12 protein-coding genes are annotated in these 22,607 nt (G+C 44.9%); 11 read left to right on the forward strand and 1 reads right to left on the reverse strand.

Translation table 11 applies throughout. The annotated features are described in order from the left end of the window. Positions 1–3: 3 nt before the first annotated feature. Positions 4–1,071 (forward strand): sensor histidine kinase, encoded by a 1,068-nt coding sequence (locus INQ51_RS16630; RefSeq protein WP_233379078.1) that lies wholly within the window; start codon positions 4–6, stop codon positions 1,069–1,071. Beyond that, positions 1,052–1,807 carry a LytR/AlgR family response regulator transcription factor gene (locus tag INQ51_RS16635; protein ID WP_233379079.1) on the forward strand — a complete coding sequence of 252 codons (756 nt, stop codon included), beginning with the start codon at positions 1,052–1,054 and terminating at the stop codon, positions 1,805–1,807. The genes INQ51_RS16630 and INQ51_RS16635 overlap by 20 nt, the downstream gene beginning before the upstream one ends. 14 nt (positions 1,808–1,821) lie before the next feature. Here the strand turns inward: INQ51_RS16635 and INQ51_RS16640 are convergent, their stop codons facing one another. Next, positions 1,822–4,728 (reverse strand): triple tyrosine motif-containing protein, encoded by a 2,907-nt coding sequence (locus INQ51_RS16640; RefSeq protein WP_233379080.1) that lies wholly within the window; start codon positions 4,726–4,728, stop codon positions 1,822–1,824. Positions 4,729–5,045: 317 nt separating this feature from the next. Between INQ51_RS16640 and INQ51_RS16645 the strand changes: the two genes are divergently transcribed. The 9 genes from INQ51_RS16645 to INQ51_RS16685 all read left to right on the forward strand — a co-directional run bounded on the left by INQ51_RS16645 (position 5,046) and on the right by INQ51_RS16685 (position 22,577). After that, positions 5,046–8,129: a SusC/RagA family TonB-linked outer membrane protein gene (locus INQ51_RS16645; protein WP_233379081.1), complete on the forward strand. Its 3,084-nt coding sequence runs from the start codon at positions 5,046–5,048 to the stop codon at positions 8,127–8,129. Between the two features lie 17 nt (positions 8,130–8,146). Continuing rightward, on the forward strand, positions 8,147–9,682 hold the full coding sequence (locus INQ51_RS16650; protein ID WP_233379082.1) for a RagB/SusD family nutrient uptake outer membrane protein: 1,536 nt from the start codon (positions 8,147–8,149) through the stop codon (positions 9,680–9,682). Between the two features lie 29 nt (positions 9,683–9,711). Beyond that, positions 9,712–10,782 carry a LamG domain-containing protein gene (locus tag INQ51_RS16655; protein ID WP_233379083.1) on the forward strand — a complete coding sequence of 357 codons (1,071 nt, stop codon included), beginning with the start codon at positions 9,712–9,714 and terminating at the stop codon, positions 10,780–10,782. A gap of 242 nt (positions 10,783–11,024) precedes the next feature. Further along, a complete protein-coding gene (locus INQ51_RS16660; protein WP_233379084.1) occupies positions 11,025–12,998 on the forward strand; it encodes a glucoamylase family protein in 1,974 nt (657 codons plus the stop codon). A 1-nt stretch (position 12,999) separates the two neighbouring features. Further along, on the forward strand, positions 13,000–14,361 hold the full coding sequence (locus INQ51_RS16665) for a glucoamylase family protein (protein WP_233379085.1): 1,362 nt from the start codon (positions 13,000–13,002) through the stop codon (positions 14,359–14,361). Between the two features lie 10 nt (positions 14,362–14,371). After that, on the forward strand, positions 14,372–16,192 hold the full coding sequence (locus INQ51_RS16670) for a family 43 glycosylhydrolase (RefSeq protein WP_233379086.1): 1,821 nt from the start codon (positions 14,372–14,374) through the stop codon (positions 16,190–16,192). Positions 16,193–16,203: 11 nt separating this feature from the next. Then, positions 16,204–18,489, forward strand: coding sequence for a beta-glucosidase BglX (gene bglX / locus INQ51_RS16675; protein ID WP_233379087.1), 2,286 nt, complete (start codon positions 16,204–16,206; stop codon positions 18,487–18,489). 10 nt (positions 18,490–18,499) lie between these two features. Continuing rightward, positions 18,500–20,131: a sulfatase gene (locus INQ51_RS16680; RefSeq protein ID WP_233379088.1), complete on the forward strand. Its 1,632-nt coding sequence runs from the start codon at positions 18,500–18,502 to the stop codon at positions 20,129–20,131. A 55-nt stretch (positions 20,132–20,186) separates the two neighbouring features. Next, on the forward strand, positions 20,187–22,577 hold the full coding sequence (locus INQ51_RS16685; RefSeq protein WP_233379089.1) for a glycosyl hydrolase family 95 catalytic domain-containing protein: 2,391 nt from the start codon (positions 20,187–20,189) through the stop codon (positions 22,575–22,577). The last annotated feature ends 30 nt before the right edge of the window (positions 22,578–22,607 follow it).

Below are 22,607 nucleotides of genomic sequence, written 5' to 3' on the forward strand. Positions count from 1 at the left end.
CCGATGAAAAGAAGGCAAATATGGTTCCGGTTGTGGGTGGTCTTTTTGATTCATCTGGTCATTAAAAGTTTTGATCTCTCGTTTCCGAACGGACCCTTTGAAATCTCTTTGCGCAGCCTGGTGTTTTCGCTGTTCTTTTTGATATATGGGATGGGTATTTGGTACGGTGCCGACCGTGCTAACCATTTTTTTCAACGCCTGGTCGGGAAGCAAAGCAACGAAAGAAAAAGAATCGCTCTGCTTACCTTATTGCACGCTGTTTTCGGATTTGTTTTATTGCTTTCATTTAACCATTTGTACAGGCTTGGCGACATTGAATTGTTCAACAACGGTGAAGTGTGGGAAAGCGTGTTGTTTTTTAACCCGGAGCTGACGGTTTCTCTTTTGTGCATTTACCTGATTGTGGTGGGCTTTGATGGCTATTTTCAAACCCAGAAACGCCTGCAGGAACAATTGCTGCGGGCCAAAGAACTGGAAAAGGAAAACATTCTGGCACAGTACAAAGCGCTGAAAGCACAGATAGAACCACATTTTTTGTTTAACAGCCTGAGTGTGTTGTCCTCGCTGGTTTATGAGGATGCTGATCTTTCGGCTGATTTTATTGTGAAAATGTCGAAAACGCTTCGCTACATTATCGAGAAGAATGAGTTTCACCTGGTAACGCTTTCCGAAGAATTGGAGTTTTTAAAGGCCTATTTTTTTCTGATTAAAATACGGTTGGGAGAAGGAGTTTTTTTGGATGTTGAACTTGAGAAGAAGTTTGTTGAATCCACTTTTATTCCTCCTGTTACTCTGCAGTTATTGGTCGAAAATGCAGTGGTTCACAACAAATACAATCCGAACGATCCTTTAAGAATATCGATTCGGAAGGAGGGAAATCACATGATTGTATGTAATAACCTGAACCTACGTAATGACAAGGAAACATCTACCCAAACAGGACTGAAAAACCTGTCGCGGAGGTACGAGCTGCTGTGTGGTCAGAATGTGGAAGCCGAAGCAACTGCCAATGAATTTGTGGTCAGAATTCCGGTTTTAAATACTACCGATTATGAACGTTTTAATATTTGAAGACGAAAACCATACCGCGCGGCGTTTGGTGCAGCTCTTAAAAAAGTATGACCCGGAAATTAATGTGCTCGACATAATAAGTTCTGTAAAGGACGGGGTAGAGTGGTACCGCAATAACCCGGCTCCGGATCTCGTTTTTCAGGATATTTTGCTAAACGACGGAAACTGCTTTGATATTTTTGAGCAGGTGAAAGTAAATGCGCCACTGATTTTTACCACGGCTTACAACGAGTTTGCACTTCGCTCGTTTCAGGTAAACAGCATCGATTATGTGCTGAAACCCTACGATTTCGAAGACATTAAGGCAGCACTGGATAAGTTTAACCAGTTCAGGGAAATGTTTCTGGTTCCTGAAAATGAGCTGTTAAAAAAGATTCTTTTTTCGGAGCGCCCCGGGGTTAAAAAGCGTTTCCTGGTAAAAGTAGGAGACCGTTACCGGTCGGTAAAGAGTGAGGAAATTGCCTGGTTGATTTACGACGACGGACTGACTTTTGCCGTTACTTTCGGGAATGCCCGTTTCCCGGTAAATTTTTCGATCGATCAGCTTTCTGCCTTGCTGGATAATGACCTGTTTTTCCAGGTAAACCGGAAATACATCATCAACATTGAGAGCATAAAAAACATACATACCTGGTTTAACAGCCGGCTAAAATTGGACATTGCCCCTAAACCTGCGGAGGACATAATTGTAAGCCGCGAACGTGTCCGTGATTTTAAGCTTTGGCTCGACAAATAAAACGGGGATATTTTCTAAATGCTCAAAATGGTATCGGTAAGACTCACGTCGTGCTCAAGATTCATTTTTTTACGCAGGCGGTAGCGGTGGTTTTCCACCCCGCGAACCGATATTCCCAACAGGGGGGCAATTTCCTTCGACGACAAATTCATGCGTAAGTAGGCGCAAAGCTGCAGGTCGCTTGATGTCAGATCCGGATACTGCTCCTTCATTTTATTGAAAAACTGTTCGTGAGCACGCTCAAAGTTGTTTTCAAATATTTTCCAGTCATCCTGGCTCGAAATATTCTCGTCAATTTTATTGTTCAAATAATTGTAGTACTTATCCGGATAGCGCGACCCCAGCTCTGTTTTTTGCCGGTTGATGATGTTTTTAAGATCAAGCAGAAATTCGTTCTTTTTAATAATGGACATGGTTGAACTGGCCAGCTCTTTACTTTTATGTTGTACCTCGCTTCGCAGTTTCTCATTTCGCAACCTGATTAACTCTTTTTCCCGGGCTTCGCTTTGCATCTGTTCTTTCTTCCGCGTTTGCCTGATTCCCCAACTTCTGAAAATAAGAAGCGCAGAGATCATCAGAATAATGTAGACGAAGATGGCTCCGCGGGAAGCTGTTAAGGGTGGTTTTACTTCAAACGAAAACGTGTAGGTTTTACTTTCGTTACCCCAAAGGTCCACTGCTTTTACCAGCAGCTGATAACTCCCTTTGGGTAACCTTTCGAAGTTGAACTCGGGAGTGTTGGTTTTCTCCGACCATTCAAGTTGCAATCCTTGCAGGTAGTATTGATACGATACCGGAAGTTCGTTCAGCAAAGGAAATGAAACCCTGAATGATACGTTGTTAAAAGTGTGCCTGATTTTTATATCGGAGGTATCCAGCGGCAGTAGGAAAGTTCTGTCGCGGTTGTTACTTAGCTGAATTTCCCGGATGGTGGGTGCATAGTTTTTAATAAGGTTTTCAGTCGGATTGGCAACGGACGCATCCAGATAAGCTATTCCGTTTTGCAGGCATAAAATAGCTGCATATTCCGAAAGTGGAAGAATATTTTCAAAGCCTTCTACCAGCATTGGGTTGTTAAAGAGCGAGGTCGGAAACTCGCGGATTTGTTTCACGCTGTCCTGAAAAATGAAAAACAAGCCGATCTTCTCCTTGCTGATAAACCAGTAATGGTGGTTGGGAGCTTCTATGATCCGGTGCGCTTTGGCATATTCGCCCAAAGCCGTATTTAACGATTGATAGGCAATGATAGTATCCTTTAGGTCATCGTATGTAAAAAGCTGGTCGCCGGTGGTAAAGACCACGCGGTTTTCCACCTGGAATACATGTATTCCAAAGTCTTTGTTAAAGATGTCTTTCCCGTATTCTTTTATGCCCAGAATTGTTCGTCTGTCATCGTCAATGGTAAGCTTGTAAATATCACGGTGCATGTGGCTGGCCCAAAGGTTTCCAAAATGATCAAATTCAATGTACCGGATTAAGTCGGTAAAACCTGTGATCCGGTTTCGGAACTTTATGCCATTCTCTGTTTTCTCGAATACGATAATGCTGTTGTAGGTCGATTGAAGCAAGAGGTTCGGATGAAACGGATCCTGTACAAAATTAAAGGCTCCCGATTCTGAAGAGAGTTGAACCCAATCTTCTCCGTTTAAAACATAGGTTCCCTGGTTGTGCCCCACCAAAAGTTGGTTGTCAAATATTTTCAGGTTCCAAATCTGGTCCTGCGATTCTGGTACCAGTGTGATTTCTGGGCTGTCGATGTCAATGTTCTTTGCAAAAAGTCCCTGGTTGGTTCCCAGGTATAACTTATCGTTGAAAATAGCAGTGGAATATATGGCGCCGGTTCCGGGTAGTTTTTCAATTACAAATCCCTGGTTTTCATTTTCAGTCAGATATCCAATGCCAACGTCAAGCGCCAGCCAAATGTTGTTCCACTCATCGGTTTCTACGCCCAGAATGGTATTGCTGAGTAGCCCGTTTTGTGTGTTGGCATGCATTAAACGTTCACCATCCGCACTAAATACCGAAATCCCATCTACCAATGTTCCGATAGCAATTTTGTTGTCGTTTAAAACGCAAGCCCTGTTTAATTCACTCTGAATATAATAATCTGTCCATGGTGCATTCCAGGTGTTGAGCGCTTGTCCGTCCCACAGGAATATTCCATGGGTGGCGGTGCCAATCAGAATTTGATGCTGTTTATAGGGAAGCAGGAATTTGATGTTTTTATCTATTAGCGTCTCATCCTCGATAAACGCGTTGAATTTACCGTCTTTCAATTCAAAAATACCTCTGTCTCTTATGGCCACCAATACCTTATCATTCACCTTGTTCATTACGTGAATGTGGCCTGAAAGATCGATGGATGTGATCGAGTCGGCATGGTAACAAAAAATCCGGGGGAAGGCCTGAAAATAGACATAGTCATCCTGAACGGCAATGTTCCAGAACTCGATGTTGTCGAGGAAATACTTTTCGGCAATTGGTGTCAATGATGTATAGTTCAACTTGCCGTACTTATCAGTTTTCCAGTAGCCCAACTCTTCGTAGCCTCCTGTGTAAATAATCGAGTCGCGACTAACTTCAACCGATCGTAAAATGGTTTCGTTGGGTAAACTGTTTAGTTCCCAGTTGGTACCGTCGAATGCTAATAGTCCTGTATGATTGGCAAAATATATTTGCCCGTTCCTGGCTGTGCTTACACTCCAGTTTTGGCGTGCGCCGCCGTAAACCGATTGGTCAAACGAAAGAACTCCTTCGTGTTCTCCCAAAACCGTTAGGGGCTGGACGGATAAAAGCAGAAACGTGACACACGAAAGAAAGACGTAAAGCGCTTCAAAGGATTTTTCCCCCGGAACGAGGCCGGTATTTCTCCCATTCAGGCTTTTATCGTTTGAGGAGAAAAAAGAATCTGTTCCGCACATGTTTTCTGTCTGATGTTGTCCCTAATCCGGGCGTAATATTAAGTATAATTTGGTTGTTAAAGGCATTTATTTCCCCTCAAAGTAGGAATTTGTGTTGTTTATCATACGTTTTTAATTCCCCGAAATGAGAGGCGAGGTTAGGGATTAAATAAATGTAACATAGTTGTTTATGCAGGCGTAGTTTTATTAGGATGAGGTAATGATGAGGTGAAAATTGAGCTTCACTTTTGTCAGAGTATGGAAAGTGTATCCAAAAATCCGTTATTGCATTTGATCTGTCATATTTTTGGGTTCAAACTAATTCAAATTTTATAGTTATGCGAAAACCATTATTCATTTTAATCCTTCTGTTTTCGTTTACAACCTTGTTCGCCCAGGAAAGACTTTCGATTTCGGGGAAGGTTGTTGATGATACAGGATTAGCGCTACCGGGTGTATCGGTATTGGAAAAAGGAACCACCAATGGTACTGTAACCGATATCGATGGTAACTATACGTTACAAGTCTTTACAGGAGCAAAAGTAATATTCAGTTTTATCGGATTTCTTCCACAGGAATTTGCTGTCACTCAGTCCACGGTTATTAACCTGGAAATGAAAGAGGATGTTATCGGACTGGAAGAAGTGGTTGTAGTTGGATATGGGGAAGTGAAAGTAAAAGATCTTACGTCTTCTATTTCTACAATTGAATCTGAAGATATCCTGAAGTCTCCATCTTCCGATGCCATGCAGGCTTTGCAAGGAAAGGTAGCAGGGCTACAAGTCGTAAGTAGCGGAGCTCCTGGAGGGTCACCAACTATCCGGGTAAGGGGAGTTGGGTCTTATCCTGGCATTGGGGATACTAACCCGCTATACGTAGTTGATGGAATGTTTGCCGACAATATTGGTTGGCTAAATCCATCAGACATTGCCTCTATATCGGTACTGAAGGATGCCTCTGCAGCTGCTATTTATGGTGTTGAGGCGGCAAACGGAGTTATACTGATTGAAACAAAATCGGGAAAGAAAAATCAAAAATCAGAAATAACCTACGATGGTTATTACGGTATTCAGGTGGCCCAGAATATGGTAAAAATGGCCAATTCAGAGCAATACACTGCGATGGCACGAGAAGCAGGTACAGAGGACAATGTAAGCTACAAGCTTGTTTTAAATGCTATGCAACGTTACGGAAGAAGTCGGCTTAATCCAAATGTACCCGACGTTAACACTGACTGGTACGATGAAATTTTACGGTTAGGCAACAAGCAAAATCACAGTTTAAATGTCTCAGGAGGAAACCAGCAAGCCTCTTATGCAGTAGGCGCAAACTATTTTTCTGAAAAAGGTATTCTGGACATGAAGAACGATTATGAAAGATTTAATCTTCGCACTAAAATTGATTTTGATGCTACAGACTGGTTTGCAATTGGGGGAAGTTTATTGTTCAGTAATTCGCTGAATTATTCTCCAGACAATTCAGCATGGAGTCGTGCTTACTGGGCAGTACCGATTCTCCCGGTTTACGATGAATTGAATACTGACGCATGGCCTACTAATTATAGTGACTCACAGGTGTTAGGATATCGTGGCTCGCAAAATCCTTTTACAAGCATGGATTTTTCTAACGATCAGAGGAAAAGTAGAAAGGTTCTGGCGAACTTTTACGTTCAGTTGGAACTGATTCCTGAAAAACTTTCGTTTAAAACCTCTTATAATTCAACTTTTACAAATGCCGCAGAGCGGAATGTGCGTTTGCCCTATTATATTACTGAAGACTATCAGCGTCAAGTTGAGGACGCTTCTATTTCGAAGGTTTCAGAGACATGGTTCAAGCAGATCTGGAACAATGTATTGACATACAATGATTCTTTTGGTAATCATAATCTAACTGCAATGGTCGGAAGCGAATACAGGGACGATGCCTGGGATAAGTTATTTATGAAAGGCCTTGAGTTTCCTTATGACAACGAATCTTCGTGGTTTGTCGATCAGGCACAGAATGTTGTTATTGAGGAGAATGGAAGTAGAGTTACTTCAGATAGTGGCTCAAGGTACTACGGGCTATCTTATTTTGGTCGTGTTTCCTATAATTACAACAATCGTTATCTGCTTTATGGTACTTTTCGTGCTGATGGAACTTCTAAATACCAGGAAAAATGGGGATATTTTCCAACAGTGGGCGCCGGATGGGTTCTTTCTGAAGAAGACTTCATGAGTGATATAAATTGGTTAGATTACTTAAAATTAAGGGCAAGCTGGGGTAAACTGGGGAACAATAGTGTTCCTGCAAGTGACGGAGCAAGTACTACCAATAATGTTACTGTTGCCATCGGTGATCAATTACTAAGCGGTACTTCTACAAGCAGTAACTTTTCGTATCTTAAATGGGAAGTGACGGAGGAAACTAACTTCGGGTTAACCGCCAACCTTTTCGACAATAGGCTTTCGGTTGATGCAGATTATTTTACCAGAGATACAGAGAATGCCGTTATTTCAATTCAGGTTCCATTGATAGGCCAGACCGTTCGACGCAGTTTAGGTGTGATTCGAAATTCAGGCTTTGAACTTGGATTAAATTGGTCGAACCAGGTGTCGAAAGATTTCAGTTACAATTTGGGCGTAAATATATCGACCTTAAATAATAAGGTACTGGATTTATATGGACAGGAATATATTGATGGAGGTTCTGCCGAGTTCCGTCAGCGTACAATAGTTGGTGATCCCTTGCTTGCATTCTTTGGATGGGAAACTGATGGTATTTACCAATCATGGGATGAAATTAATGCAGATCCTGTTGCAGTTGAAAACGGGTTGGAGCCTGGTGATTTCAGGTACAAGGACCAACAAGCAGAAGGAGAAGAAGGATATGGTATTATTGACGGAGAAGATCGCGTTGTATTAGGGTCCTATCTTCCTTCATTCACTTATGGGGCCAATTTGGGCATTCAGTATAAAAACTTTGAGTTTTCGGCCAGCATTTTCGGGCAAAACGGAAACAAGATACTAAATCGCCGGAGAGGTGAGGTGATTTGGACTTCTGACCTGAATATGGACGCTGATTTAGCTATCAATCGTACTCAAATTGAGCTGGATAGTGATAATAACGTCGTAAGTGTAATTAAGCCAGGAAAGTACCCTTCATCAAAGGCTCTCCGGAAGGGGTGGAACCAAAGAATGAGTGATTACCTGGTTGAAGATGGTTCTTTCTTCAGAATTCAAAACATTCAGTTGGCATACAATCTAAGGAATCAACAATGGTTTGGTGCCAGTTTGCCAGAATGTAAGGTTACACTAACGGCTGAACGTCCTCTCTCCATATTCAAATACAACGGATTTAATCCGGAAATAGAAAATGGAATTGACAGACAGACATATCCGATACCTGCCGTTTACACTGTAGGATTAAATGTAAAATTCTAACCATTAAAAAAATGAAGATGGAAACGATAATAAAACTGCTAAGAATAGTGGGCATCATCTTTGCCGCAGCATTGGTAACATCTTGTAACAGTGTTTTGGATGAGCCACCACTCAATACTTCTTTTACCGAAGACGTTGATTACAGCAACTCAAACAATATGATAATGCCTTTGATAGGTGCTTATGAAGCATTCTACACCAGAGGCTGGGAAGAATTTCCGTTGATGTCTGTCAGAGGCGATGATGTAAACCATGGTGGTTTAGGTGATCAGCAAGACTTTGCAGAGACAGATAAATTCAATTATAACAAGGATTTCTGGATGTATAACTCAACTTGGCAGGTACAGTATAACGATATCTTTGCTTGTCATTCAGCAATGGAAGAAATTGATAAGTATTTGCAAAACGGAGCGAATAGCTCACTAGGCAATCAATACATCGCGGAAGCAAAAGTGATCAGAGCCTTTTTGCTGTTTAATCTTTCCAGAACCTGGGGTGCCATATTTCTTCCGACAAACTCGGTCCCGACAGATTTATTAGTTGCTGAGCCTGTTTCAAAAACAGAGGTGATGCAGCATCTTGCGGATCAAATGGATGAGGCTATTCCTTATCTCCCCGACATGCGTCCTAACCAACGTGTTGACTTACCGGGAGGCATAACCAAATATACGGCTCTTGCAATAAAGGCCAGAGCAAACCTGGAGATAGAGAATTATCAGGAAGTGGCCAATGCTACTGCTCAAATAATAAATTCAGGACTTTACAAATTGGAGTCCGATTTTTACAACTTATTTAAAATACCGGGTAAGTTAAGTAGTGAGAATATTCTTGAGTTACAATATTCTGATTTTGGACAAGGTTCGGGAGACAGAAAAGGTTACACATTTGCTGTTTTTGGACCTCAAGGTGCTTTTTATGAGCCTAAAGTAGCAGGAGCCGAAGGTGGCTGGGGGTTCTATGAACCTAGTTTGAAATGGATTAAATTCATGCTCGACAGAGGAGAGAAAATCCGTTTACAAACCAGTGTACTGTTTACTCCGCGCGGGATAGCCGAGATAAAATCAGACCCTAATTATTCTAATTTGCCTGCGTGGATCTCAAATGAGACTCCTTCGGGGGATATTGTATTGGACTATCCACGGGCTATGTTTGCCAGTGGAAAACACTATCTGCCGTCCGATCAATTAATTGAAGGTCGTACTGTTTACGGTTCCAATAATAATTTTCGTTGCATTAGGTATGCTGAGGTTTTATTAATGTACGCTGAAGCTCTTACTCAAGGGGCAACGCATACGGGAATGACAGCCGATGAAGCTGTGAATGCTGTTAGAAACAGGGCTGGCCTGACCTCAATTAACGGAGTAACAAATGAGCAGGTTATGGATGAAAAATTCGCAGAACTTGCGATGGAATGGGGTATCCGTTATTATGATATGATCCGTCTGGGAAAATTTGACGAGCTAAGCTACGAGGGTAGAATTTTTACCGCAGATAAAGCATTTCTGCCTTATCCGCAGAATCAAGTGGATATTTTGCCTGGGTTAAAGAATTAAACAGTGAGGACTTTTTAATAATGATAAAAATGAAACAATATAAAATTGCAATACTCGCATTATTATCAGTTGCTATTTTCGCCTGTCAGGGTGGTTATATCGACGAGATATCAAAAGTTGACCCGGGAACAGATGAGTCCGGTCCTGTGGTTACGGTAACTTCACCGGCAGGTGATGTAAATGCGCCGTCTGATGTGTCAGAAGTCAGCATTCAATTCGAAGTGGTGGACGACATCGAACTGAAATCGATTAGTGTTGAGTTGAATGGTACATCGCTTGGATCGTACGATCAATTTAAAGATTACAGAAGGTTTATTGGTGCTTATGCCGAAGAATTGGGCCTGGGAGATCACGTTCTTGAGATTGTGGCCACGGATATGGCTGGAAAGTCAACCACTCAGACCATAAACTTCAAGAAAATCAATACCATCAGGGACTTGATGAACGAAGCAGTGTTCCACATGGCTTTTAACGGCAACTATGTGGACGAAGTGAGTTCTGTTGCGGCAACGGTAGTTGGTACGCCTTCGCTGGGCACCGGTGGTGTTGATGGCGGATGCTATGTGGGAGCGCCCGATTCGTACCTGACTTTTGATGGCACAGGACTTCAGTTCCCGGAATTTAGCGCAAGCTTTTTCCTGAATGTCACAGCTACACAAATAAGAGACAGAGCCGGTGTTCTGGTGATGAGCCCGGAAAACGCCAATTTCGACAACAGTCGGAAGTTCGGTTTCCGATTCTTTAGGGAAAATGGAGGCGGACTGCAGCAATTTAAACTGAATGCCGGAAACGGAACATCTGAAAAATGGTTTGACGGAGGCGCGGCTGCACGGGTTAATCCGGCAACTACTGAATGGGTTCATTTTGTGTTCACGATTTCAGCTACCGGAGCCAAAGTGTATATTGACGGAGTATTGGTGAAAGAAGATACATTTAGCGGAGTAGATTGGACAGGTTGTGATATGCTGTCGATTATGTCGGGTGCACCAAGGTTTGCGAACTGGAATCACTTGTCCGACGAAAGCAAAATGGACGAACTGCTGATTTACGACCGGGTACTTACTCAGGCTGAAATTGATCTGCTGGGTTTACTTAATTAAACCAGTAGGCGACGAACTAGTAACTCCGGTATTCTCCGGAAGGAAACATGATTCGGGCCAGAGTATGGTGAAAGAGTTTTTTTAAAAAGCCCTTACGGCCGATAAAATAATACGGATAATGAAGGACGGTTGAGAAACCGCCTTCGTATCCAGCGATCTTATCAGACCCCACCGTAGAAATACGGAGGGGTCATTTTTCAAATGAACGTTACTACTTTTAATTGGATTTTTTCTTACTACCGATGCGTACTATTTTCCTGTTATTTTTTGTGAGTTCTTTGCTGTTCTTTTCTTGCAGTAAAGATGATTCGGGTTCAGAACCGGTTCCTGAGAAACTGGGGATTACCTATGTTTACATTGGGGAGACAGCCTTGGTTGAGAAGGGGAGCAATGAGAACATTTCATTGGCAGAACCCATTGAAATCAAATTCGATAAGGCGGTAAATACTGCATCGGTTAACGAAAATATCAGGTTGCTTAACGCCGCAAGTCAGGAAATAGAACTGACAAAGAGTTTTTTTAGTCAGAATCAGCTTGTTAAACTGGCTCATCCGGCGCTTGACGAAAATTCAACTTATACACTCCAAATACTGAGCGGATTAAAAGGGGAGAACAATGAAACGCTTGATGCGCGCACTTACTCTTTTAAAACGCTGACAGTGCCGCTGGTACTTGAATCGGTAATGATTGGTGACAATCCGGTCAATCTGTTAACCCGAATCAAAGAAGTTAGCAGGGAACCGGAAATTACCTTAAATTTCAATACACCAATAAGCAAAGACGATCTGGCACCCTATGTTTCTTATCGAACGGGTGGCTCCGGTGTGGCTTATTCGCTTACTCAGATCGACGAAAAAACAATCTCCGTGACAGTAACTCAGCCACTGGGCGGATTTTCAAAACATACGCTTTCCATTTCAGCCAATATCGAAGACAGGATCGGAAAACCCTTTGATGGGATGAATATGAATTTCTATACTGAAATTGATCCCACACCGAAATTTCCTGAAATAAGCGACGAAGAACTTTTAACCAAGGTACAAGAGCAAACTTTCAAGTATTTCTGGGATTTTGGACACCCGGTGAGCGGATTGGCGCGTGAGCGGAATTCATCGAACGAAACAGTTACAACCGGAGGCTCTGGCTTTGGAGTGATGGCGATACTGGTAGGGATCGAACGTGGTTTTATAACAAGGGCCGAAGGTGTGGAGCGGCTGCAAACCATGGTCGATTTCCTTGGAAATGCCGATCGTTTTCACGGAGCATGGTCGCACTGGCTGAACGGAACGACCGGGAAAGCGCTGCCTTTCAGTACCAAAGACAACGGCGGCGATTTGGTGGAGACTTCTTTTATGGCTGCTGGGCTGCTGGCTGTCCGCCAGTACCTCAATTCGTCAGATTCAGAAGAAAATGCATTGATTGGAAAGATCAATGCTTTATGGAATTCCATTGAGTGGGATTGGTACACACGTGGCGGGCAAAATGTGTTGTACTGGCACTGGTCGCCGAATTACGGCTGGGATATGAACATGAAGATTCAGGGTTACAACGAAGCGCTGATCACTTACATAATGGCGGCTTCTTCCACAACGCATCCGATTTCTGCAGACGTTTACCACCAGGGATGGGCGAAAAACGGCTCCATCAAAAACGGGAAAGAATTCTACGGAATTAAGTTGCCGCTTGGATACGACTACGGCGGTCCCCTGTTTTTTGCTCATTACTCGTTTTTGGGAATAGACCCAACCAATTTGTCGGATCAGTATGGCAATTACTGGGAACAAAACAGAAACCATACCTTGATCAATCGTGAATACTGCATACAGAATCCCAAAAATTATGTGGGATACAGCGCCGATTGCTGGGGCCTAACCGCCAGCGATAACCACGACGGGTACTCGGCACAGTCGCCCACCAACGATTTGGGCGTAATTACGCCAACTGCGGCTATTTCATCCATCCCTTTTACGCCCGATGAATCGATGCAGGCACTTCGCTTTTTCTATTACCAGCTGGGCGACAAGTTGTGGGGAGACTATGGATTTTACGATGCATTTAATGTAACGGAAAGCTGGACAGCCGGTTCGTTTCTGGCCATTGACCAGGGACCGATTGTTGTGATGATAGAAAATTACCGTACCGGGCTCATCTGGGATTTACTGATGTCGTGCCCCGAAGTACAGGAAGGTTTAACAAAACTAGGTTTTACATATTGATATGAAGGTACTTAAATTAAACATAATCGCTTTTTTATTGCTGGCGCTTGCTGCGTGTGACACCCGTAACAAAACAACAGAGGGAACTGTGCAACAAAGTCCTCAAAGTCTAGAAGACTCCTTGCTGACGCAGATTCAATACCAGACTTTTCAGTATTTCTGGGAAGGCGCAGAGCCTACTTCGGGTATGGCGCGCGAGCGTATTCATATGGACAACATTTATCCGCAAAACGACCAGGATGTGGTTACGCTTGGAGGTTCAGGCTTTGGAGTGATGGCCATTCTGGTGGGGGTTGAAAGAGGATTTATCACCCGGGAACAAGCCCTGGAACGCTACCGGAAAATTGTGGACTACCTGGAAAAAGCCGATCGTTTTTACGGTGCCTGGCCGCACTGGCTCGACGGACCCAGCGGAAAAACTCATCCGTTTAGTAAAAAGGATGACGGAGGTGACCTGGTGGAAACTGCTTTTATGATCCAGGGACTTTTAACGGTGGCCGAATATTATAAAGACGGAAACGAAGCCGAACAGCAATTGGTGGCTGATATTCAAAAACTTTGGGAAGAAGTGGACTGGAGTTGGTACACCAAAGGCGAAGATGTTTTGTACTGGCACTGGTCGCCCAATTACGGTTGGGAAATGAATTTCCCGGTGGGCGGCTACAACGAGTGTCTGATCATGTATATTCTGGCAGCGGCTTCCCCAACTCATTCCATCGAGCCGGCTGTGTACGACAAAGGCTGGGCATTGAACGGAGCAATTGCCAACGACACCGTGTACTACGGGTTGAATACGGTGCTTAATTTTTACGAACACGGCGACGATCCAACAGGCCCCATGTTTTGGGCACACTATTCCTACCTGGGGCTGAACCCAAAAGGACTAAAAGACAAGTATGCCGATTACTGGAAACTGAATCAGAACCAGGCTTTGATTCATTACAGGTATTGTGTGGACAATCCAAAGCAATTCAAAGGCTATGGAGAAAGCCAGTGGGGAATGACTTCCAGTTATTCAATCAATGGATATGCCGGGCATCATCCGGGCGAGTTGGATTTGGGTGTAATTTCTCCCACCGCAGCGCTTTCTTCTTTCCCGTACACTCCCGAAGAGTCGATGCGGTTTTTGAAATACCTCTACCTCGAAGCCGATTCACTGGTTGGGAAATATGGCCCTTACGATGCGTACAGTCAGGAGCATGACTGGTATTTGCCTCGTTACCTGGCCATCGACCAGGGGCCCATTCCGGTGATGATTGAAAACTACCGGAGCGGAATGCTGTGGAATTTATTCATGAAAAACAAGGATGTGCAGGCCGGGCTTAAGAAACTGGGTTTTGAAAGCCAATACCTGACAAAATAATACAGATGCGATGAATTTACATGGGGCAAAACATAAGTTGGGAGTAACAATAGCCGCTTTAACTCTCTCGTTGAGTACGGCTTTGGCACAGGAAATAGTTCCGCAAACGTATTGCAATCCGCTGGATATTGATTATACGTACATGGTTTATAATTCAGCCAGAAATATATCCTATCGTTCAGGTGCCGATCCGGCGGTGATTGAATTCCGCGGTGAATACTACATGTTCGTCACCCGCTCTTTTGGCTACTGGCATTCCACCGACCTGGTCAATTGGAACTTTATCAAACCGGTACAGTGGTTTTTCGAAGGTTGCAACGCGCCAACAGCTTTTAATTACAAAGACTCGTTGGTGTATTTTGCCGGCGATCCGGCCGGTTACGGAAGCATTCTTTATACCGATGATCCCAAAAGCGGAAAGTGGACACCCACGGCATCGATCAGCAATAATATTCAGGATTCTGAATTGTTTATTGACGACGACGGGAAAACCTACCTGTATTGGGGCTCTTCAAACGTGTATCCGATCCGGGTGAAGGAACTGAACAAAGACGACCGGATGCTGGAAACTGGTGTAAAAGCCGACCTGATCAACCTGGACGAGGAAGAACACGGCTGGGAACGTTTTGGCGAGAACAACTTCCATCCTACTTTAAAGGAAGGCTACATGGAAGGGGCTTCGATGACCAAACACAACGGAAAATATTATTTGCAATACGCAGCTCCCGGAACACAGTTCAACGTATACGGAGACGGCGTTTACATTGGTGATTCGCCGCTGGGGCCTTTCACGTATATGAAAAACAACCCCATGAGTTTCAAACCCGGTGGTTTTACCAACGGCGCGGGGCACGGAATAACCGTTAAGCAAACCAACGGACAATACTGGCATTTCGGTACCATGGCACTGGCTTCGAATTCGCATTGGGAAAGGCGCCTTTGCATGTTCCCAACGTATTTCGACAACGAGGGGCTGATGCATTCCAACACGGCTTACGGAGATTATCCGCGTTTTGGCCCCGACCACCCTACCAAGGCAGGTGAGCACTGCGGCTGGATGTTGCTTTCCTACAAGGGAAAAACAAGCGTTTCTTCGTCGCAAATGCAGGTCAAAAAAAGCACTTCTACTGACAATGATTACGACATTACTGAAATGCCGTTGGAGAAAAACAGCGAAGGCGAAATTCTTTCTCAGGTACTGACGGATGAAAACCCTAAATCATTTTGGGTGGCCAATGCCAACAACGACCAGCAGTGGGTAAAGATTGAAATGCTGAATCCGGGTAAAGTTTATGCCTTCCAGCTGAATTATCACGATCACGAGTCGGGTATTTATACCCGCACCGAAGGCTTGCGTCACCGGTTTACCATTGAAGTATCAGAGAACGGTACTGATTGGCAAACGGTGGTTGACCGAAGCAATAGCTACAAAGATTCGCCCAATGCGTACATCGTCCTTAGCCAGCCTGTTAGCGCCAGGTTTGTGCGGTACAACAACATGGAGGTTCCCGGGAACAACCTGGCCTTGTCCGAGATCCGCGTATTTGGTTTGGGACTTGGCAAAAAACCGTCGGCTGTTAAAGGCTTTTACGTAAAACGGGAAGAAGACCGCCGCGATGCCACCCTCAGCTGGAATCCGGTAAAAGGGGCGCAGGGCTACAACATTCGCTGGGGAATTGCCCCCGATAAACTTTACAATTCCTGGCAGTTGTACCATGATACCGAATTACTGATGCGCTGTCTGGATAAAAACACAAGCTACTTTTTTACGATTGAAGCTTTTAATGAAAATGGAATTTCTGAAAAATTACCTGTTCAGGAAATAAAATAAATGTTTGGAAAATGAAGAAACTGATTTTTATACTACCCGCTTTACTATTGCTGATGAGCTGTCAGCCCAAGGAGTCCGGTTCGGGCAAGAATGATATGGATGCATTCGTCAATGATCTGATGTCAAAAATGACTATCCAGGAAAAAATTGGACAGTTGAACCTGGTTACTCCGGGCGGAGGCATCCTGACCGGTTCGGTGGTGAGTACCGACGTGGAATCAAAAATTAAAAACGGCCAGGTAGGTGGAATTTTTGGCGTTTACGGACCCGAAAAAACACGCCAGGCGCAAAAACTGGCGGTGGAAGAAAGCCGTTTGGGGATTCCCATGTTGTTTGGCTCAGACGTTATTCACGGCTACAAAACCACTTTCCCGTTGCCGCTTGGTTTGGCAAGTTCGTGGGACATGAAATTGATTGAAAAAACAGCACAAATTGCAGCAAAGGAAGCTACCGCCGATGGTATTTTCTGGAACTTTTCGCCGATGGTCGATATTTCACGCGATCCTCGCTGGGGCCGCATTTCCGAAGGTTCAGGTGAAGATCCCTACCTGGGGTCGCAAATTGCAAGGGCCATGGTAAAAGGATATCAGCAGGATGATTTGACGCGTTCGAATACCATGATGTCGACCGTGAAGCATTTTGCCTTGTATGGCGCTTCCGAAGCTGGTCGCGATTACAATACGGTGGATATGAGCCGGCTGCGAATGTTCAACGATTATTTTCCTCCCTATAAAGCTGCGGTCGATGAAGGTGTGGGCTGTGTAATGTCGTCGTTTAACGATGTGGATGGAGTTCCCGCATCCGGAAACAAATGGCTGCTAACCGATGTACTGCGCAATCAGTGGGGTTTCGATGGCTTTGTGGTTTCTGATTACACTTCGGTGAATGAAATGATCGCCCACGGAATGGGGGATTTACAAGCGGTTTCGGCGCTGGCTTTAAAAGCTGGTCTAGATATGGACATGGTAGGGGAAGGTTTTCTGACCACGCTTGAAAAATCGCTGGAAGAAGGAAAAGTAAGCGAGGCTGACATCAACCTGGCTTGCCGCCGGGTGTTGGAAGCAAAATACAAACTGGGATTGTTTGACGATCCGTACCGCTATTTTGACGATGCACGCCCCGCAAAAGATATTCTCACTGCTGAAAACCGGAAAGTGGCACGCGAAGCTGCCGCACGCACCATGGTTCTGCTCAAAAATGAGGAGCAACTGCTTCCGCTGAAAAAGTCGGGAACCATCGCGTTGGTGGGCCCGCTGGTTGACAGCCGCAATAATATGCTCGGAACCTGGGCACCCACCGGCGAAACCAGGTACGCGGTTACTGTAAAAGAAGGATTTGAAAATGTGGTGGGCGAAAGCGTGAATGTTCTTTATGCCAAGGGCGCCAATATTTCTGACGATCCTGAGTTTGCTGCAAAGATCAATGTGTTTGGACCTAAAATCGATATCGATGAACGTTCGCCCGAAGCTATGATCAGTGAAGCTCTTGCGGCAGCAAAAAAAGCAGACGTAGTGGTAGCCGTAGTTGGAGAGGCAACCGAAATGACCGGAGAATCATCGAGCCGGACGGATATTTCACTTCCTGAATGCCAAAAGAAACTGGTGCGCGCCCTGGCCAAAACCGGCAAGCCGCTGGTAGTGGTTAATATGAGCGGCCGCCCCATGACCATCGGCGAAGAAAACGAACTGGCCGGTGCATTGCTGCAAGTGTGGCACGCAGGTGTGGAAACCGGAAATGCACTGGCTGACGTTATTTTTGGCGATTACAACCCTTCCGGGAAACTTACGGCAACATTCCCGCGCAATGTTGGGCAAATTCCGATTTACTATGCCATGAGAAATACCGGAAGACCGCAGGACGGAGAGCAGTTCACCAAGTTTAAATCGAACTACCTCGATGTTTCAAACACGCCGCTTTTTCCCTTTGGTTATGGTTTGAGCTATACCAGCTTTGAGTATAAGGAGCTGGTTCTGGATAAATCAACGCTGACCAATACAGACGAAATAAAAGTATCGGTTTCAGTGACGAATACCGGTAATTTTGATGGCGAAGAAGTGGTTCAGTTATATGTACGCGACGAGGTGGCTTCAATCACCCTTCCGTTGCGCGAGTTAAAAGGATTCCAGAAAATATTTATCCCAAAAGGAGATACGAAAGAAGTAGTGTTTACACTGCGTGCCGGAGATTTGGCCTTTTATCATTCTGATCTGTCATTTTCGGCCGAACCCGGTGAATTTACCGTTTTCGTGGGGGGTGATTCCAATGCATCTTTATCAGCAAAATTCAGTTTAGAGTAAAATCAAGTAGATGGTATTAAAAAGCAATAAGATATTTTGGGTGCTGGCAATTGTGGCTTTCGGTTTACTGTTTTCCTGTCAAACAAAAAACGAAAAGCCCGGGCGGCCAAATATCATTTTTATTATGAGCGACGATCATGCCTACCAGGCGATCAGCGCATACAGTGATAAACTGATTGAAACACCCAATATCGACCGGATTGCAGACGAGGGAATGCTTTTCACCAATGCATGTGTGAGTAATTCAATTTGTGCACCGTCGAGGGCAACGATTTTAACCGGAAAGCATACGCACATTCACGGGAAGATCGACAATAATTTTCCGTTTGATACAACCAATGTTACTTTTCCGCAGTTGTTGCAGGATGCCGGTTATCAAACCGCCATGTTTGGGAAATTGCATTTCGGAAACAATCCCAAAGGTTTTGATGAATTTATGATTCTTCCGGATCAGGGCGATTATTATAACCCGGAATTTATCACGCGCAAGGGCGACACCACCATCCAGGGATATGTTACGGATATTATCACTGATCTTACGCTCGACTGGCTGGGGAAAAGAAAGGAAGAAAAGCCTTTTATGCTGATGTATTTGCACAAAGCGCCGCACCGCGAGTGGTTACCGGCCGAAAGGCATTACCGCGAGTTTACCCAAAAAACGTTCCCGGAGCCTGAAACCTTGTTCGACGATTACAAAGGCAGAGGCAGCGCCGCCCGCGAAGCAGAAATGAATCTGCTGAAACACATGACCGTTTCGGCCGATAACAAAATCTATCCGGAAGTGGCCAAGGAACTGGGAGTTCAGGAACCGTCGGAATGGGGTTTTAACGTTTTTAAAAGCAAATATGCCCGTTTTACCGAAGAGCAAAAAGCGCAATGGGATGCGGTTTACGGACCCATCAACGATGAATTTGCGCAACTGTACCCGAACATGACCGATTCGGCTTTTATGCGTTGGAAATACCAGCGATACATGCAGGATTACCTCGGGTGCATTGCGGCGGTGGACGAGAATGTGGGCCGCCTGCTGGATTACCTCGACAAGAATGGCTTGAGTGAAAATACAATGGTGGTTTATACTTCCGACCAGGGATTTTACCTCGGAGAACACGGTTGGTTTGACAAGCGTTTTATCTACAACGAGTCGTTTAAAACACCGCTTTTGGTAAAATGGCCGGAGAAAATTGCGCCCGGTTCTGTATCGGATGAGATGGTGCAGAACCTCGACTTTGCCCAGACATTTCTGGAGGCAGCGGGAGTTCAAGCTCCGGCTGACATGCAGGGCGAAAGCCTGGTTCCATTGTTGGAGGGCAAAAACGATCGGTGGACCCGCGATGCAGTTTATTATCATTATTACGAATATCCCGGATTTCACATGGTGAAACGCCACTACGGGATGGTTACAAAAGAGTTCAAACTGGCCCATTTCTATTACGATGTGGATGAATGGGAACTCTACGACCGGCAGAAAGATTCACTGGAATTGCACAACGTTTACGACGATCCTGCCTATGCCGATGTGGTAAAAACACTCAAGGAAGAACTCACTGAAATCCGGGAAAAATACAAAGATTCGGATGAGCTTGATCAGAAGTTCATCGATCGGTACAAAGAAAAAGGGCTGATTAAGGAAAAGAAATAAATCCCAAAATATTTTATTTGTAAGTTTGGTAGCTGCAAATACTAAACTTACAACAATGAAAGCCGGAATCTGCCTTTTTACAATCTTGGTGCTTGCTTCGTTCTTTTCATGTTCTGTTTATACTGAACCCGAAAAAGAAATGGATCCTTCCTTGGTTCTTTGGTACGATAAACCCGCCGAAAGTTGGACAGAAGCGCTACCTATTGGAAACGGACGACTGGGCGCCATGGTCTACGGCAAAACCGGGAACGAGGTCATCCAGTTTAACGAAGAGACTTTGTGGACGGGCCAGCCACATGATTATGCGCACAAAGACGCTTACAAAGTACTGGATAAACTGCGCGAGTTACTTTGGGAAGGGAAGCAAAATGAGGCGCATCAACTCGGTAACGAAGCTTTTATGTCGGAGCCGCTGGGACAACTTTCATACCAGCCTTTTGGCGATATTCTGCTCGATTTTCCGGGACACGAAAATGCAAGCAATTTCAAAAGAAAGCTGGATTTGGAGGATGCTGTTTCTGCCGTCAGCTACGATGTGGAGGAAGTAAACTACAAACGTGAGATTTTTGCTTCAGAGCCGGAACAGGCAATTGTGGTGAGGTTGTCGGCAAGCAAAAGAGGGAAACTCAATTTTACAGTGGGCCTTGCTTGTCCGCACGATGATTTTACGGTTTCAGTGAAGGGCGACCAGGTAATCCTACAAGGCACAGTCAACAACTACCCGGAAGAAAATGTAAGGGCAGGTGCTCCCTATCCTGAAAGCAAACTTACTTTCGAAGCCCGCCTGAAAATTATGAATGAAGGAGGTGGATTGATTGAAGAAGACGGGAAAATCAGGGTGACCAATGCCAATGCGGTGACGCTTTACCTGGTGGGGGCAACCAGTTTTGTCAATTATCACGATATCAGTGGCGATCCAGGCAAACGTTGCGAAAATTATTTGGCCGGCCTGGAAGGGAAATCGTACGGGCAGATCAGGCAAGATCATATCACCGATTATCAAAAATACTTTAAACGTGTCAACGTAGATCTTGGGAGGTCGGAGATTTCCATCCGCCCCACCAACGAACGTTTGTCAACCTTTAAACAGGATGAAGACCCCAGTCTGGTGGCTTTGTTGTATCAGTACGGTCGTTATTTACTGATTTCATCTTCGCGGCCGGGAACACAACCCGCCAATTTGCAGGGCATTTGGAACGACCGGCTGGCACCACCGTGGGATAGCAAGTACACCATCAACATTAATACGGAAATGAATTACTGGCCGGCTGAAATTACCAATCTTTCGGAGTTGACCGATCCTTTGATCAGCATGGTGCAGGATTTGGCCATAACCGGGCAAAATGTGGCCAAAGAGCATTACAACAAAGAAGGTTGGGTAACGCATCACAACACCGATATCTGGCGGGGAGCGGCACCCATCAACAATGCCAATCACGGCATCTGGCCAACGGGAGGCGCGTGGCTGAGTCAGCATTTATGGTGGCACTACCAGTTTAATGGCGATAAGGAATACTTAAAGAATACAGTTTATCCGGTTCTGAAAGAGGCGTCGCGGTTTTTTGCGGGCTACCTGGTTCCCGATCCCAAACACCCGGAGTGGCTGGTCAGCGGCCCAAGTAACAGTCCCGAAAACGGTGGACTGGTTATGGGACCAACCATGGACCACCAGATTATCCGCGAGCTTTTTGCCAATACAATCGAAGCTGCAGAGATTTTGGGTGTGGACGATGATTTGGTAGCAGAATTAAAAGCGAAAAGAGAAAAAATTGCACCCAATCAGATCGGGCAGTACGGACAATTGCAGGAGTGGCTGGAAGATAAGGACGACCCGAACAACCAGCACCGGCATGTTTCGCATTTGTGGGGTCTGCATCCCGGAAATGAAATTCATCCTTTGACTACACCTGAACTGGCTGAGGCTTGCAAAACAACGCTGGCCCAACGGGGAGACGGAGGAACCGGATGGTCGCGTGCCTGGAAAATCAACTTTTGGGCGCGTTTGCTCGACGGCGACCATTCATTCTTGTTGCTGAAAAACCTGATGGTGCCCTCGGTGAACCCGGAAACCGGAAAAGACCAAGGCGGTTTGTATGCCAATCTTTTTGACGCACACCCGCCGTTTCAGATCGACGGAAACTTTGGCGCTACTTCCGGAATTACGGAGATGTTGCTGCAATCACATTTGAGGGATTCAAAAGGGATTTATTTCCAGGATATTCTTCCGGCCTTGCCTTCGGCGATTTCCAGCGGAAAAATTAGCGGGATAAAAGGTCGCGGCGGTTTCGAGCTATCCATCGTTTGGGAAAACAATGAGTTGGTGTCGGTCGAAATAAAATCGCTGCTTGGTAATCCGCTAAATGTGCGGTACAAAGGTGTGACCATCACAACCCTGACAGAAAAAGGAGAAATATATACTTTTGCGAAGGACGTATTTAAAGGTTAATCTAAAGCATTCCCGAAGGTCCGGCTTTTT

It is taken from the genome of Maribellus sp. CM-23, assembly GCF_021354595.1.
Lineage (GTDB): Bacteria > Bacteroidota > Bacteroidia > Bacteroidales > Prolixibacteraceae > Draconibacterium.